The 14660-nt window shown below is 70.9% G+C and carries 9 protein-coding genes; 6 read left to right on the forward strand and 3 right to left on the reverse strand.

What is annotated here, in order from left to right:
• Positions 1–7: 7 nt before the first annotated feature.
• A complete protein-coding gene (locus tag ABTX78_RS21490) occupies positions 8–1312 on the reverse strand; it encodes an ABC transporter substrate-binding protein (RefSeq protein ID WP_352208373.1) in 1305 nt (434 codons plus the stop codon).
• Positions 1313–1551: 239 nt separating this feature from the next.
• On the opposite strand from ABTX78_RS21490, the gene ABTX78_RS21495 reads away from it, so the two are divergent.
• Positions 1552–4341 carry a glycosyl hydrolase gene (locus ABTX78_RS21495; protein ID WP_352208374.1) on the forward strand — a complete coding sequence of 930 codons (2790 nt, stop codon included), beginning with the start codon at positions 1552–1554 and terminating at the stop codon, positions 4339–4341.
• Between the two features lie 169 nt (positions 4342–4510).
• On the opposite strand, the gene ABTX78_RS21500 is transcribed toward ABTX78_RS21495, so the two are convergent.
• Entirely contained in the window at positions 4511–5551 is a 1041-nt protein-coding gene (locus ABTX78_RS21500; RefSeq protein ID WP_352208375.1) for a LacI family DNA-binding transcriptional regulator, read from the reverse strand.
• Positions 5552–5828: 277 nt separating this feature from the next.
• On the opposite strand from ABTX78_RS21500, the gene ABTX78_RS21505 reads away from it, so the two are divergent.
• The 3 genes from ABTX78_RS21505 to ABTX78_RS21515 all read left to right on the forward strand — a co-directional run bounded on the left by ABTX78_RS21505 (position 5829) and on the right by ABTX78_RS21515 (position 10885).
• Positions 5829–7805, forward strand: coding sequence for a Xaa-Pro dipeptidyl-peptidase (locus ABTX78_RS21505; RefSeq protein WP_352208376.1), 1977 nt, complete (start codon positions 5829–5831; stop codon positions 7803–7805).
• Positions 7802–9082, forward strand: coding sequence for a M14 family metallopeptidase (locus ABTX78_RS21510; protein WP_352208377.1), 1281 nt, complete (start codon positions 7802–7804; stop codon positions 9080–9082). The genes ABTX78_RS21505 and ABTX78_RS21510 overlap by 4 nt, the downstream gene beginning before the upstream one ends.
• Before the next feature lie 126 nt (positions 9083–9208).
• Positions 9209–10885 (forward strand): BCCT family transporter, encoded by a 1677-nt coding sequence (locus ABTX78_RS21515; protein ID WP_352208378.1) that lies wholly within the window; start codon positions 9209–9211, stop codon positions 10883–10885.
• A gap of 280 nt (positions 10886–11165) precedes the next feature.
• Here the strand turns inward: ABTX78_RS21515 and ABTX78_RS21520 are convergent, their stop codons facing one another.
• A complete protein-coding gene (locus ABTX78_RS21520; protein ID WP_352208379.1) occupies positions 11166–12125 on the reverse strand; it encodes an FAD-dependent oxidoreductase in 960 nt (319 codons plus the stop codon).
• A gap of 159 nt (positions 12126–12284) precedes the next feature.
• Here ABTX78_RS21520 and ABTX78_RS21525 point away from each other — a divergent pair, with 159 nt between their 5' ends.
• Entirely contained in the window at positions 12285–13925 is a 1641-nt protein-coding gene (locus ABTX78_RS21525) for an ABC-F family ATP-binding cassette domain-containing protein (protein WP_352208380.1), read from the forward strand.
• 191 nt (positions 13926–14116) lie between these two features.
• Positions 14117–14566, forward strand: a complete 450-nt coding sequence (locus ABTX78_RS21530; RefSeq protein WP_352208381.1) for a hypothetical protein — start codon at positions 14117–14119, stop codon at positions 14564–14566.
• The last annotated feature ends 94 nt before the right edge of the window (positions 14567–14660 follow it).

Genomic DNA, 14660 nt, shown 5'->3' on the forward strand with positions numbered 1-14660 from the left:
ACCGGGGTCAGCCGGTGGCGTTCTCCACGTTCTTCTTCGCGGTCGACCAGGCCTTGTCGGGCGAGGTGCCCTTGCGCTCCACCTCGCTCAGCGCGTTGGTGATCTGGTCGGCCACGTTCTTGTCGTGGACGCCGAGCACCTGCACCGGGGCGGCCTTGGCGGCGTCACCGAAGATCTGGCCGATCGGAGCGTTGGAGAAGTACGGGTCCTTGGCGTCGGCGACCTGCGCGATGGCTCCGGTGGACGAGGGGAAGTTGCCCTGCTTGGTGAAGAGCTTGGCCTGCTGCGCGGGGGCGGTGAGCCACTGGATCAGGTCGTACGCCTCCTTCTTGTGCTTGGCGGCCCGGGGGATGGAGAGGTACGAGCCGCCCCAGTTGCCGGCGCCGCCGGGCAGCTTGGCGATGTCCCACTTGCCCTTGCCGGCGTCACCGGCCTGACCCTTGATGTAGCCGAGCATCCAGGCGGGGCAGGGCATCGTGGCGAACGAGCCGGCGGAGAACGCCTGGTTCCACTGCGGCGACCACTGGTCGAGCTTGGCGCTCAGGCCCGCCTTCGCGGCCTCGGTGGACGCCTCCCAGGCCGCCTTGATCGGCGGGTTGTTCTCGTAGATCAGCTTGCCCGAGGCGTCGTAGTACCGCTCCTCCTCCTGGCCGACCATGATCGTGTAGAGGCTGCCGACGCTGTCCATCCAGGCGCTCTTGGCGGGGGCCTTCTTCTTGTACTCCTTGCCCAGGGCGAGGTAGCCGTCCCAGGTGGACCACTTGGCCGCCAGCTCTGTCCGGTCGGTGGGCAGGCCGGCCTTCTCGAAGAGGTCGGTGCGGTAGCACATGGCCTCCGGGCCGACATCGGTGCCGAGGCCGAGGACCTGGCCGTCCTTGCCGGTGGCGGCGGACCACTTGGCGTCGGCGAACTGGCTCTTGAGCTTGTCGGCGCCGTACTTCTTCAGGTCCTCGAACTTGTCCGCCTGCTGCTGGGTGACGGCGGCGATCCGGCCCACCTCGATGCCCTGCACGTCGGCGAGGCCGCCGCCGCCCGCGAGCCGGGTCTGCAGCGACTTCCAGTAGTCCTGCTCGTCCTCGGTGTCGGTCTGCTTGATCGTGACGTTCGGGTGGAGCTTCTCGTACTCCGCGTACAGCCCGGCCTCCTTGTACCCGAAGGAACCGAAGAGGTCGACCGTGATCGTGACCTTGCCGTCCGCGCTGTCCGACGCGCCGTCCGAGGAACCGGATCCGCATGCGGCCAGAAGTGCTCCGGTGAGTGCGACCGCACCCACGCGGACGACGGCCCTCTTGGCGGCTCGGGCGATGGGCATGGGAAGCCTCCCTTGGCTTCGGTGGAGCGAGACCGCGTTGAGAGCGCTCTCAAAGATGCGTCTGGAGCGTGCCCCGGCGGTGCTCGCCCCGTCAAGACTCGAAGGCATAACGGCTTGGACTCAGCCCCAACTGGGGCCTGTGTCCCATCTATTGACACGTCTGTTTCATGAGTTTTACGTTGCAGGACATCTGAGAGCGCTCTCGGACGCCCTTTCCCTCATGACTCGAGGTGCCGTCCATGCCAGCCCATCGCACCAGACCAGCTGCCGCGCTGTTCCTGGTCACAGCCCTGGCCGCCGTCGGCCTGGGCTCGGCCGCCACTCCGGCGGCGGCCGCAACCATCCCCGTAGGCTCTGGCAGTTACTCCGACAGCCGCCCCGCCGGCACGTCGGGCCCGACCACCAACACCGGAGCGCCGGTCACCCCCAAGACCACGCCCGCCGCCAGGGACAAGCCGGTCCCGACCAACGACTGGTGGTCCTCCCTGGCCTTCCAGCGTTACGGCGACAACCCGTACTCCACCCCCATGTACGGCCATCCGCTGACCTACCAGGCCACCGCCGGCGGGCTCGACATCGGCTACCCGACGACGGCCGCCATCGTCGGCGACGGCCGCCAGTACGAGTACGCGCACAAGCGGGACCTCACCCTCGGCCTGAGCGGGCTCAACTCGCCGGACACCAAGGCCGATGCGTGGTCCGACTGGACCGTGACCCCCTACTGGTCGGACGGCACGCGCACCCTGCGCACCACCATCGGCCACGGCATGCCGTTCGTCTACGCCAAGGGCTCCGGAGCCGCCGCCCAGATCACCACTGCCGCGGCGCCCACGGTCTTCGCCGACCAGGGCAACGTCCTCGGCATCACGGTCGCGGGCCACCACTACGCGCTGTTCGCCCCCACGGGCAGTGACTGGTCGGTGTCCGGCTCCACCATCACCGCAGGCCTCGGCGCCAAGGACTACTTCTCCCTCGCCGTGCTGCCGTCCACCGACGCACTGGCCACCTACCGGAAGTACGCCTTCAGCTTCGTCACCGGCTCCCAGGCGAGCTGGAGCTACACCGGCGGCAACTCCCGGGCCACGTACACCCTGACCACCGAGGCGAAGGAGGGCACCGAGCGCGGGACGCTCCAGGCGCTCTACCGCCACCAGTGGATGAACAGCACCGATCCGCTGACGTCGTACACCTACGTCTCACCGCGCGGGACGATGAAGGTGCGCGAGTCCGCGTCCTTCACCACCAGCCAGAAGGCGTCCGCCGTGCTGCCCGGGCTGCCGAAGACCAACGCCGTCGACACCGCACGGCTGCGCGGCTACCTCAACGAGGTCGCGAACGCGGCCGACCCCTTCTCGGGCTACACCGACACCTACTGGACGGGCAAGGCGCTCGGCCGTCTCGCCCAACTGGTCCCCCTCGCCGACCAGATCGGCGAGACCGCCACCCGCGACAAGCTCATCGGACTGCTCAAGGGCCGGCTCCAGGACTGGTTCACCGCGGGCGGCGTCAGCGAGTTCAGCTACGACAAGGCGTGGAAGACGCTCACCGGGTACCCCGCCTCGTACGGCAGCGACACCGAACTCAACGACCACCACTTCCACTACAGCTACTACATCTACGCGGCCGCGATCGTCGCCCAGTACGACCAGGCATGGGCCGCCGACTCCGCCTGGGGCGGCATGGTGAAGACCCTGGTACGGGACGCGGCCAACCCCAGCCGTACCGACTCCGCCTTCCCCTTCCTGCGCGGCTTCGACGTGTACGCCGGCCACAGCTGGGCCTCCGGGCACCAGGGCTTCGCCGCCGGCAACAACCAGGAGTCGTCGTCGGAGTCCATCAACCTCAGCGCGGGCCTCGTGCTGTGGGGCTCGGCCACCGGTGACACCGCTCTGCGCGACCTCGGCACCTATCTGCTCACCACGGAGTCCGAGGCGATCGGGCAGTACTGGTTCGATGCCGACCAGCAGGTCTTCCCGTCCTCCTTCGGCCATGACACGGTCGGCATGGTGTGGGGCAGCGGCGGGGCCTACGCGACCTGGTGGACCGCCAACCCGGAGGAGATCCACGGCATCAACGTCCTGCCCGTGACCGGTGGTTCGCTCCACCTGGGGGGCGAGAAGGCCGCGATCCGGCGCAACATCGCCGAGATGGAGCGCGAGAACGGCGGCCCTGCCGTCGAATGGCGCGACATCCTCTGGGAGTTCCAGTCGTTCGCGGATCCCGCGGCGGCGAAGGCCAAGTGGGACGCGGGCAACGCCGGATACACGCCCGAACAGGGCGAGTCCAAGGCGCACACCTACCACTGGCTGACCACCCTCGACGCCCTCGGGGCACCCGACGCGACGGTCACCGGGGACATCCCGACGTCCGCCGTGTTCACCAAGGGGACGGCACGGACCTACGCCGCGCACAACCACGGCTCCACGGCCCGCACGGTGACGTTCTCCGACGGCAAGACGCTCTCCGTACCGGCGCGTTCGACGGCGACCGGCACCGGCACCGGAACCGGCTCCGGCGACCCGGACCCCGACCCGGACCCCGATCCGCCGACCGGGAACACCTTCCAGCTCCGTACGGGAGGAACGCTGACCACCGCGACCGGTGGCACGGCCGGCAGTGACACGATCGCCTCCGCGGGCGGCGGCAACCACGACGGCACCCCGAACCAGCCGCTCGTCTACCAGGCCAAGCAGGTCAACGGCACGGTCACCCCCGGCGCCGCCACCGCCTTCCGTCTCCAGCTCGACGCGGGTACGGCGGTCGGCCTCGGCCAACAGGCCCGGGTCAGCTACGACTTCACGGGCGACGGCACCTTCGACCGCACCGAGACCTACCAGTACTTCGCCACCGACCCGGTGGCGGGCTGGGAGGAGTACGCCCAGTCGCGCGGGCTGCGGTCGGCGACGGGAAGTCTCGGTGACCTGAGGAACGGAACCGTACGGCTGGAGGTGTGGCACGCCATCGGCAACGGCACCGCGAAGCTCCAGACCGGCACGGACAGGTCGGTGCTGGTGATTCCCTTCGGCTGAGCCGGCAGGGTCGGCGGATCGCGCCGGCGCCGCGTGCACCGGGCCACCACCGGTGCGCGCGGCGCCACATCGAGCGATGCGCGCCGGCACTGCGATGCGCGCCGGCACTGCGATGCGCGCCGGCACTGCGATGCGCGCCGGCACTGTGTGCGGCGGGCACCCGGCCTTCTCAGGCCGAGGCCCGCCGCACAAGCGTGGTCGGGGTGATGACCGAGGCGGGAGCGCCCATGTGCTCCACACCCTCGTTCAGTACGCGCATCAGCAGCCGCACCATGAGCCGGCCCATGCCCTCGATGTCCTGGCGGACCGTTGTCAGCGGCGGGTCGGTCGACTCGACGACCGAGGCCATGTCGTCGAACCCCACCACCGCCACGTCCTGTGGCACCCGAAGTCCCCGCTCCCGCAGGGTCCGCAGCGCGCCGGAGGCCATCAGGTCGTTGGAGGCGAACACGGCGTCGAGACCGGGGCGCCGGTCGAGCAGTTCCGCCATCGCGCGGGCGCCGCTCTCCACGGTGAAGTCGCCCTGGCTGACGAGGTCGGGGTCGGCGTCGAGCAGCACGTCCCGGTAGCCGTCGACCCGGTCGAGAGCGGAGGTCTGGTCGCGCGGCCCCGCGATGTGCGCGATGTGCTCGCGGCCGAGCGAGACCAGATGCCGCACGGCCTCCCGGGCGCCGCCGCGGTTGTCGCAGTCGACATAGGGGAGGGCGAGACCCGAGGTGGCACCGGGCCAGCCCGGACGGCCGCCGAAGACGGTCGGCACCTTGACCCGGCTGATGATGGAGGGCAGTTCGTCGTCGTTGTGCAGCGAGAAGGCCAGCGCGCCGTCCACATGACCGCCGCCGAGATAGCGGGCGATCCGGTCGTGGTCGCCGGGGCCCTCGACCCAGAGCAGCACCAACTGGGAGTCGTGCGCGGTGAGCTCCCGGCTGATACCGCGTACCTGCTGCTCGAAGAAGGGGTCCGAGAAGATCCTGAACTCCGGCTCGGCGATGATCACGGCGACCGCGCCGTTGCGCCGGGTCACCAGGGTGCGGGCCGCGTGGTTCGGTACGTAGCCGAGTTCCTCGACCGCCTGGCGCACCTTGTCCACCAGCGGCCGGCGCACCCCGGCGCCGCCGTTGACGACCCGGGAGGCCGTGGCCCGGGAGACGCCGGCGCGCGCGGCGACGGCTTCCAGCGTGGGACGGGACCCAGTGGTCTGCTCGGGCAAGGCGGATGCTCCTCGGCTGGGTCGGTCGGCTGCGGCGGATGACAGCGGGAAAGCGCTGCCGGTATCAGGATATCCGGGCGCGAGCGAGCCGCTGAGAGCGCTTCCATCCGCTCGGACCGGGTGATGGTCCGCGAGGCGCGCCGGCGGACCGCGGGCAACACGCTTCCGTCCTCCCGCCGGCCATCGACCCCGTCTGTCCCCTCCGGCGCACCGATGCCCTGATTGCCCCCTGATTGCCCTCTGTCGCAGGGAAGTTGACGGGAGTAGCTTCCCGCCCATGCCGATACGCGCGGGGGGCACCCGCTTGACGTGCAGATCGCTGGTGGTGGCGGCCTCGGCCGCCCTGATGGCCGTGACGCTCACGCCGGCGGGCGCCCAGAGCGCCCCGCTGCGGGAGAGCAAACCGGTCCACTCCTACGAGAACGCGATCCGGGAATCCGTGTGGGTGGACACCCGGCTCGACGGTGACGGCGACGGGAAGAGCGACCGGGTCGCCGTGGACATCGTCCGGCCCCGGGAACCGGCACAGCGGGGCCGGAAGATCCCGGTGATCATGGACGCCAGCCCCTACTACTCCTGCTGCGGCCGCGGCAACGAGAGCCAGCTCAAGACGTACGACGCGGACGGGAACCCGGTCCAGTTCCCGCTCTACTACGACAACTTCTTCGTCCCGCGCGGCTATGCGTTCGTCGCTGTCGACCTCGCCGGCACCAACCGCTCCGACGGCTGCGTCGACGTCGGAGGCCGCTCCGACGTCCAGTCCGCCAAGGCCGTCGTCGACTGGCTGAACGGCCGCGCCCGCGGTTACACCACCAGGACCGGGAGCGAGCGCGCGGGAGCCGGCTGGAGCAACGGCCGGACCGGCATGATCGGCAAGAGCTACGACGGCACCATCGCCAACGGCGTCGCCGCCACCGGAGTCGAGGGCCTGGAGACGATCGTCCCGATCGCGGCCATCTCCTCCTGGTACGACTACTACTTCGCCAAGGGCGCGCCCCTCTACGACTCGGGCCCCGAGTGGCTGTCCGACTACGTCGAGAGCCCCGACGCCCGCTCGCGCTGCCAGGCCGTTCAGCAACGCCTGGTGGACGAGGCACCGCGCACCGGAGACCTCACCCGTCTGTGGAGCGAGCGCGACTACGTCCGTGACGCCGGCAAGGTGCGCGCCAGCGTCTTCGCCGTGCACGGCATGCAGGACCTCAACGTCCGCTCCAAGCACTTCGGCCAGTGGTGGGACGCGCTCGGTGACGAGGGTGTCGAGCGCAAGGTGTGGCTGTCGCAGACAGGGCACGTCGACCCGTTCGACTTCCGGCGCGGCGAGTGGGTGAAGACGCTGCACCGCTGGTTCGACCACTACCTGCTCGGTTACGACAACGGCATCGAACGCGAACCCATGGCCGACGTCGAACGCGCCCCCGACCAGTGGTCCACCGACCGTGTCTGGCCGCCGCGCGCCACGGACGCCACCACACTGCGCCCCGGCACCGGCACCGCACCCGGGGTCGGCACGCTCGGCCTGCGCCCCGCCCGCCCCGGCGCGAGCGAGACCTTCACCGACGACCGCACGAAGGACGAGACCGATTGGGCCGCCCGGATCGACCTCCCGACCCCGGACAAGGCCGGGTTCATCAGCCGGCCGCTCGGGCGCGATCTGCGGCTCTCGGGCTCCTCGACGGTGAAGGTGACCGTCACCCCGAACACCACCAGCGCGCATCTGTCCGCGGTGCTCGTCGACCTCGGCCCGGACACCATCCGCGACTACGCGGCCGCCGGCGAAGGCATCACCACCCTTCCCGAGCGCACCTGCTGGGGTGCGACAGCCCCCGGCGACAGCCCCTGCTTCAAGGAGACCCGGGCCCGCACGGCCGATGTGGACCACACCGTCTTCAGCCGTGGCTGGGCCGATCTCGGCAACCACGCCTCCGCCGCCCGGGGCCGGCCGCTGACACCCGGCAGGGCGTACACCATCACGCTCGACCTGCACGCCAGTGACCATGTCGTCCCGGCCGGTCACCGGCTGGCCCTCATCGTCGCCGGGACGGACCGGGACCTGATCGACCCGCCGGCGAGCACCCCGACGATGCGCGTCGACCTGGCCCGCACCTCGGCCTCGCTGCCGATCGTCGGCGGCGCCCCGGCCTTCGTACGCGCCACGGCTCCCTCGGCCGTCCCGCCGGCACCCCGCGACTCCCGGCCCGGCGGTGTCGCCGAACCGCGTCCGTTCCGTCCGATTCCCTCAGGGGGCAGCCGATGAGAGCACCACTGCGCACGCTCGCCCTCGCCGTGACAGCGGCCGCCGTGGCCGTACCGCTGATCACGGCGCCCGCCGAGGCGGCCCACCGGCCGCCGCGGACGGGCTTCGAGATCAGCAACGGCGCGCGCTGGACCGGCCAGACGGAGGAGCAGGCGTTCCTGCGCGCCGTCGACCGCGGCAGCGACCGGGTCTCGGTCGCCCGCATCGGGACGACCAAGGAGGGCCGGCCGCTCCAACTCGTCCGGATCGGCGCCCGGCACGCCGCAAGCACGGTCCTGCTGATCTGCGCTCAGCACGGCGACGAACCCTCCGGCCGGGACGCCTGCCTCACCACGATCCGCGACCTCGCCCACGCCGGCGACCGGAAGACCCGCGGTCTGCTGTCCCGGACCCGGATCCTCGTCGTCCCGACGGCCAACCCGGACGGCCGGGCCGCCGACACCCGCGGCAACTCCGACGGCGTCGACATCAACCGCGACCACATCGCGCTGAAGACCGCCGAGGGGCGGGCCATCGCCGCCGTCCTGCGCGACGAACGGCCGGACATCGTCTACGACCTGCATGAGTACGGCGCGACTCCGCCGTACTACGACAAGGACCTCTTCGACCTCTGGCCGCGCAACCTCAACACCCATGCCCGCGTCCACGACGAGTCGCGGACGCTCTCCGAGCGCTATGTGCGGCCCGCCGCACACGACGAAGGCCACACCACGGGCACGTACGGGATCTGGACCGACCCCGTCACCGGCGATCCGATCAAGCAGACCGCGGGCGACGGCCAGGAGCGCATCCTGCGCAACGCCTCAGGCGTCAAGAATGCCCTGGGCCTGCTCATCGAGAGCCGTGTCGACCCCATGACCGAGGAGGAGAAGGCGGACGCGGCCCTCAACAACCGACGCCGTGTCGGCAGTCAGCTGGCAGCCCTCGGCGGACTGTTCTCCTTCGCCGACGAACGGCGCGGCCGGATCGAGGCGGCGACGACCGCGGCCGCTCTCGCCGGATTCCGGGACCGCGGCCCGGTCTATCTCGGCGGCGCCGACAACGACCCGGCGACACCGGAGGAGACACTCGCCGACCCGCCCTGCGGCTACCGCCTGGGCGCCGCGCAGTTTGCGGATGTGAGGGACGAACTCGCCCTGCACGGTGTCGTCTCGCAACCGGACGGTCACGGTGCGTTCGTACCGCTGCGGCAGTCCCGACGCCAGCTGGTGCCCCTGTTGCTGGATTCCCGGGCGACTTACCACCTCACATCGGGAGAACCAACGTCCGCCTGTTGACGTGGGTGGCGCGGATCACATGTGGTACGGGGTAGCGGAAGCGAAAGCAGGTTTGTCCCGAGCAATCCGTGAAAGGTGCCGCTTGTGTCGCACGAACCAGAACCGGAGGGCCGGGAGGAGCAGCTGGTGCCAGCTGATCTTCCCGGTTCTCCCCACGAGACCGAGCGCCCTACGACGGACCGGGTGGTCTTCGGATTCACTGCCGTACTCACCCTCGCCTTCGTGGTGTGGGGCGCCGTAGCCACCGATGCGCTCGAGAGCGTGTCCAGCAAGATGCTGAACGGACTGATCCACAACGGCGGCTGGGCCTTCGTCCTGGCCGCCTCCGGATTCGTCGTCTTCGCCCTCTGGCTGGCGATCAGCCGCTACGGCAAGATCCCACTCGGCCAGGAGGGCGAGGGCCCGGAGTTCAAGACGGTCTCCTGGGTCGCCATGATGTTCAGCGCCGGTATGGGCATCGGCCTGATGTTCTACGGAGTGAGCGAACCGCTCGCCCACTTCACCTCGCCCCCACCGGGCACCGCCCCCGCCGACTCGGCGGCTGCGATGCAGACGGCGATGGCCACCACGCTCTTCCACTGGACCCTGCACCCGTGGGCGATCTACGCGGTCGTCGGACTCGCGATCGCCTACAGCACCTTCCGCCGGCGCCGCCGTCAGACGATCAGCGCGGTCTTCGTGCCGCTCATCGGCGAGAAGCAGTCGCACGGCCCCACCGGCCGGGTCATCGACATCCTGGCGATCTTCGCGACGCTGTTCGGCTCGGCGGCATCCCTCGGCCTCGGCGCCCTGCAGATCGGCAGCGGCTTCACCGAGCTGGGCTGGATGGACAAGGTCGGCACCGGACTCCTCGTCGGCATCATCGCGGTGCTGACACTGGCGTTCGTCCTGTCCGCCGTCTCCGGTGTGGAGAAGGGCATCCAGTGGCTGTCCAACACCAACATGGTGCTGGCGCTGCTGCTCGTGGTGTTCGTCTTCATCGCGGGCCCGACGATCATCATCCTCGACCTGCTGCCCACCTCCATCGCGGCCTACTTCGGGGAGCTGCCGGAGCTGGCCGGACGCACCGAGGCGTCCAGCGGCAAGGGTGTCGCGGACTGGCTGGGCAGCTGGACGGTCTTCTACTGGGCCTGGTGGATCTCGTGGACGCCGTTCGTCGGCATGTTCATCGCGCGCATCAGCCGCGGGCGGACGATCCGTCAGTTCGTCGGCGGCGTCATCCTGGTCCCGAGCACCGTCAGCCTGATCTGGTTCGCGGTCTTCGGCGGCACGGCGATGAAGCTCCAGGAGAACAAGCAGCTCGGCGACGAGACCACGCCCGAGGGCCAGCTCTTCGCGGTGCTCCAGCAGTACCCGATCGCCACCGTCATGAGCCTGCTCGTGATGATCCTCGTCGGCATCTTCTTCGTGTCCGGCGCGGACGCCGCGTCGATCGTGATGGGCACGCTCTCCCAGAAGGGCTCGTTCGAGCCGACCAAGCTGGTCGTCGTCTTCTGGGGCGTGGTGACCGGCGCCGTCGCTGCGATCATGCTGCTCATCGGCAACGGCAAGGGCGACGCGCTCGCCGGTCTGCAGAATCTGACGATCCTGGTGGCCGCGCCCTTTGTGCTCGTGATGATCGGCATGTGCGTGGCGCTGATGCGCGACCTGCGCCACGACCCGCTGATCGTGCGCGGCGAGATGGGTGCGGAGGTCGTGGAGTCCGCGGTCATCGCGGGACACCACAAGTACGACGGTGACTTCGAGATCCGTATCGGCCCCGGAGTCGGTCCCGACGACGACCGGAGCCCCGTGGAGCCCTGACGCCCCAGGTGAGTTCGCAGGACCGGACGCCGTCCGGAGCCGCAGCCCGGCTCCGGACGGCGTCCGGTTTCGTGTCGGACGAGTGCGGTGGGTTGTCGGCGGTTCAGCTCTGCTCGACGGGGGCCGCTGCCGGTGTGGCAGAGGTTGCGCGTCGGGGACGGTGCAGCTCTGCTCGCCAAGGGCCTCCGCCGGTGCGGCAGAGGTTGCGCGTCGGGGACGGTTCAACTCTGCTCCTCATGGGCTCCGCCGGTGCGGCAGACGGTTGCCCGTCGGCGAGGCTTCAGTTCCTCTCCACGAGCGCCGCTGCCGCCTCGGCACACCCCCACGCCACCGTCACCCCGGCCCCGCCGTGCCCGTAGTTGTGCACCACCACACCGCCACCCGGCAGCCGCTCCGCCTCGATGCGTACGCCCGTGGCCCTCGCCGGACGCAGCCCCACCCGGTGGCCGAGAATCCGGGCCTCCGCGATCTCGGGCCGGAACCGGGCACAACGCGCCACGATCGCCTCCGCCGTCGCCGGATCGGGCTCCGTGCGCCAGTCCCCGTCCCCGGCGGTGCCGCCGAGGACGAGCCGACCTGGCTGCGGAAAGAAGTACGTGCTCTCGGCGGAGCCGCCCTTGGCCAGGACGAACCACTCGTCGATGCCCGGGTTCTCCACCAGCACCAGCTGCCCGCGCACCGGCTGGACCCCGGCGTCGGGCACCAGTGCACGGGCGCCCAGCCCCGTGCAGTTCACCACCACCCGCCCCGCGACGGCCGCCTCGGCGAGAGAACGGACGTCACGGACCTCGACCGCGCCGCCCGCGCTCTCGAAACGCCGCCGCAGCCGGCGCAGATGGGCGGGCATGTCGATCAGCGGGAGCCGCGCCCGCACCCCCTCCCGGTGGCCGGGCGGCAACTCGCCCCGTTCCGCGGCCCGTAGCCCCTCCACCTGGGCCGACCAGGGGCCGAGACGCGCCACCGGTTGGTCGGCGATGACACCCGCGACCAGACGCACCCCGGTCTCCTCGGGCCGCTCGGCCAGCTCCCGGTACACCCGCAGTGTCGCCGTCGCCCACTCGCCGACCCGTTCCGCCGGCTCGATCCGGTACGGCCACCACAGCGCACCCGCCACCGCGGACGTGGTCTCCTCCGCCGCGTCCCGCGTCCACAGGCGCACCCGCCGGCCGCTCTCCGCCAGCACCACGGCGGTCGTCAGCCCGATGACGCCGCTCCCGACCACCAGCACATCGCCGCTCATGCAGGGACCGTAGCGAAGCAGGGCGGAGCGCACGCGGGGTATGCCGACGATCGCGACTCCGGTAGGTCCACCAGCGGCGCCCCGGCGTGAGGAGCACCGCTCCGCTCCGACCCGGCCGGGCGGTCCACCGGGACCCGGCCCCGTTAGGATCGCGGTCTGATGACTGCCACTCTCGTCGCCAAGGATCTCGCCGCAGGACACGGCGACCGTACGCTCTTCGCCGAGCTGGACCTCGTCGTCGCACCCGGCGACGTGATCGGCCTGGTCGGCGCCAACGGAGCCGGAAAGTCGACACTGCTGCGGATGCTCGCCGGTCTCGACCGGCCCGAGGAGGGCGAGCTCAAGCTCTCGCCGCCCTCCGCCACGGTCGGGCACCTCCCGCAGGAGCCGGAACGCCGCCCCGGCGAGACCGTGCGGCAGTTCCTGGCCCGTCGCACCGGTGTCGCCGCCGCGCAGGAGGCCATGGACGAGGCGACCCAGGCGCTCGTCGACGGCGCACCCGGCGCCGACGACGCGTACGCCACGAGTCTGGAGCGCTGGCTCGGACTCGGCGGGGCCGACCTCGACGAGCGCGCCGATGAGGTCGCCGGCACCCTCGGGCTGACCGTGGGACTCGACCTCCCCATGACCGCACTCTCCGGAGGCCAGGCGGCACGCGCGGGACTGGCATCCCTGCTGCTCTCGCGCTACGACGTCTTCCTGCTCGACGAGCCGACCAACGACCTCGACCTGGACGGCCTGGAGCGGCTGGAGGCGTTCGTCCGCGGACTGCGGGCCGGCACGGTCGTCGTCAGTCACGACCGCGAGTTCCTCACTCGCACGGTCACGAAGGTCCTCGAACTCGACCTCGCGCAGCAGCAGATCACCCTGTACGGCGGCGGCTACGCGGCCTATCTGGAGGAACGGGAGACGGCCCGCCGGCACGCCCGCGAGGGCTACGAGGAGTACGCCGACAAGCGGGCCGCCCTCGAAGGCCGCGCGCAGATGCAGCGGTCCTGGATGGACAAGGGCGTCAAGAACGCCCGCCGCAAGGCGAGCGACAACGACAAGATCGGCCGCAAGTTCCGCAGCGAGGCGAGCGAGAAGCAGGCGGCCAAGGCCCGCCAGACGCAGCGGATGATCGAACGGCTCGACGTCGTCGACGAGCCGCGCAAGGAGTGGGAACTGCGGATGGAGATCGCGTCCGCCCCGCGCTCCGGATCGGTCGTCGCCACCCTGCGCGAGGCGGAGGTGCGCCGCGGCGACTTCCGGTTCGGGCCGGCCTCGCTCCAGATCGATTGGGCGGACCGGGTCGCCATCACCGGCGCCAACGGTTCCGGCAAGTCCACTCTCCTCGCCGCCCTGCTCGGACGCCTGCCCCTCGACTCGGGCCAGGCCTCGCTCGGCTCGGGCGTCGTCGTCGGCGAGGTCGACCAGGCCCGTGGGCTGTTCTACGGCACCGAGAAGCTGCTCGACGCCTTCTGCGCGGCCGTCCCGGACACCGAACCGGCCGATGTACGCACCCTGCTGGCCAAGTTCGGACTCAAGGCCACGCATGTGCTGCGCCCGGCTACGACCCTCTCGCCGGGGGAGCGCACCCGCGCCGCCCTGGCGCTGCTCCAGGGACGCGGTGTCAATCTCCTCGTGCTCGACGAGCCGACGAACCACCTGGACCTGCCCGCGATCGAGCAGCTGGAGACGGCCCTCGACTCGTACCAGGGCACTCTCCTGCTGGTCACGCACGACCGGCGGATGCTCGACGCGGTCCACACCACGCGCCGTGTCGAAGTGGCCGACGGCAAGGTCACCGAGCTCTCCTGACGGCGGATCCCGGGGTTCCCGGGGAGCAACGGCCGAGGAGACCGGCCCGTACCGGTGTCACGCACGCGTCCGGGTAGCGTCCCGGGACGGCAACAGCGGGGCTGTACGCGACAACCTTCGGTACCCCTTGCGGATCTACTCCCGTGACCGGCCCGGTGAATGGGCAGAAATCATGAAACGGGGTACCCAGAATGTTCCGCACTTCCCGTCGTTCCGGCCGTCGTGTCGCGGCCGTCCTCGGACTGGGGCTTTCGCTCGCCGCCGTCTCCCCGGCCTCCGCAGCCCCCACCGTGGACGTCAACGGCCGCTGGACCGCGAAGGAGATCCACACCTTCCTCGACCGGTTCTACGGCGAGCCCGGGCCCTCCGGGGCGGACCGCAGGAACCGTGTCTCCGACCTGCTCAAGGAGAAGGCGGCCGCCAACCCCGGCCTCGACGTCCTGCTCTGCGCGCAGAACGCGCCGCGGTCGATCGACGTCGGCAAGGTGACCACCGCGCAGTCCGCGCGGGTCGGCTGGGCCACCGTGACGACCCACTGGGGCGACCACGGCGAGGTCACCGCGGAACTGTGCGCCCTGGTGGACCTGGACGCCTCGAAGCCGCTGAAGCTCCTCGACGTGGAGTGCTCGCCGGAGAGCTGACCCCGCCGGACAGCCGGCCGCACGGAAGCCGGCCTGCCCGATGACCGGCCGGGAACGCCCGCCGGAAGGCCGACCGGCCCGGAGAGGGCGGCCC

It is taken from the genome of Streptomyces sp. NPDC096193, assembly GCF_040302905.1.
Classification (GTDB): domain Bacteria; phylum Actinomycetota; class Actinomycetes; order Streptomycetales; family Streptomycetaceae; genus Streptomyces.

What these genes read in the sequence shown, in the direction of transcription:
- ABTX78_RS21490 (WP_352208373.1), bottom strand. Translation starts at nt 1,312, where the DNA reads ATGCCCATCGCCCGAGCCGCCAAGAGGGCCGTCGTCCGCGTGGGTGCG.
- ABTX78_RS21510 (WP_352208377.1), top strand. Translation starts at nt 7,802, where the DNA reads ATGAGAGCACCACTGCGCACGCTCGCCCTCGCCGTGACAGCGGCCGCC.
- ABTX78_RS21525 (WP_352208380.1), top strand. Translation starts at nt 12,285, where the DNA reads ATGACTGCCACTCTCGTCGCCAAGGATCTCGCCGCAGGACACGGCGAC.
- ABTX78_RS21495 (WP_352208374.1), top strand. Translation starts at nt 1,552, where the DNA reads ATGCCAGCCCATCGCACCAGACCAGCTGCCGCGCTGTTCCTGGTCACA.
- ABTX78_RS21520 (WP_352208379.1), bottom strand. Translation starts at nt 12,125, where the DNA reads ATGAGCGGCGATGTGCTGGTGGTCGGGAGCGGCGTCATCGGGCTGACG.
- ABTX78_RS21505 (WP_352208376.1), top strand. Translation starts at nt 5,829, where the DNA reads ATGCCGATACGCGCGGGGGGCACCCGCTTGACGTGCAGATCGCTGGTG.
- ABTX78_RS21530 (WP_352208381.1), top strand. Translation starts at nt 14,117, where the DNA reads ATGTTCCGCACTTCCCGTCGTTCCGGCCGTCGTGTCGCGGCCGTCCTC.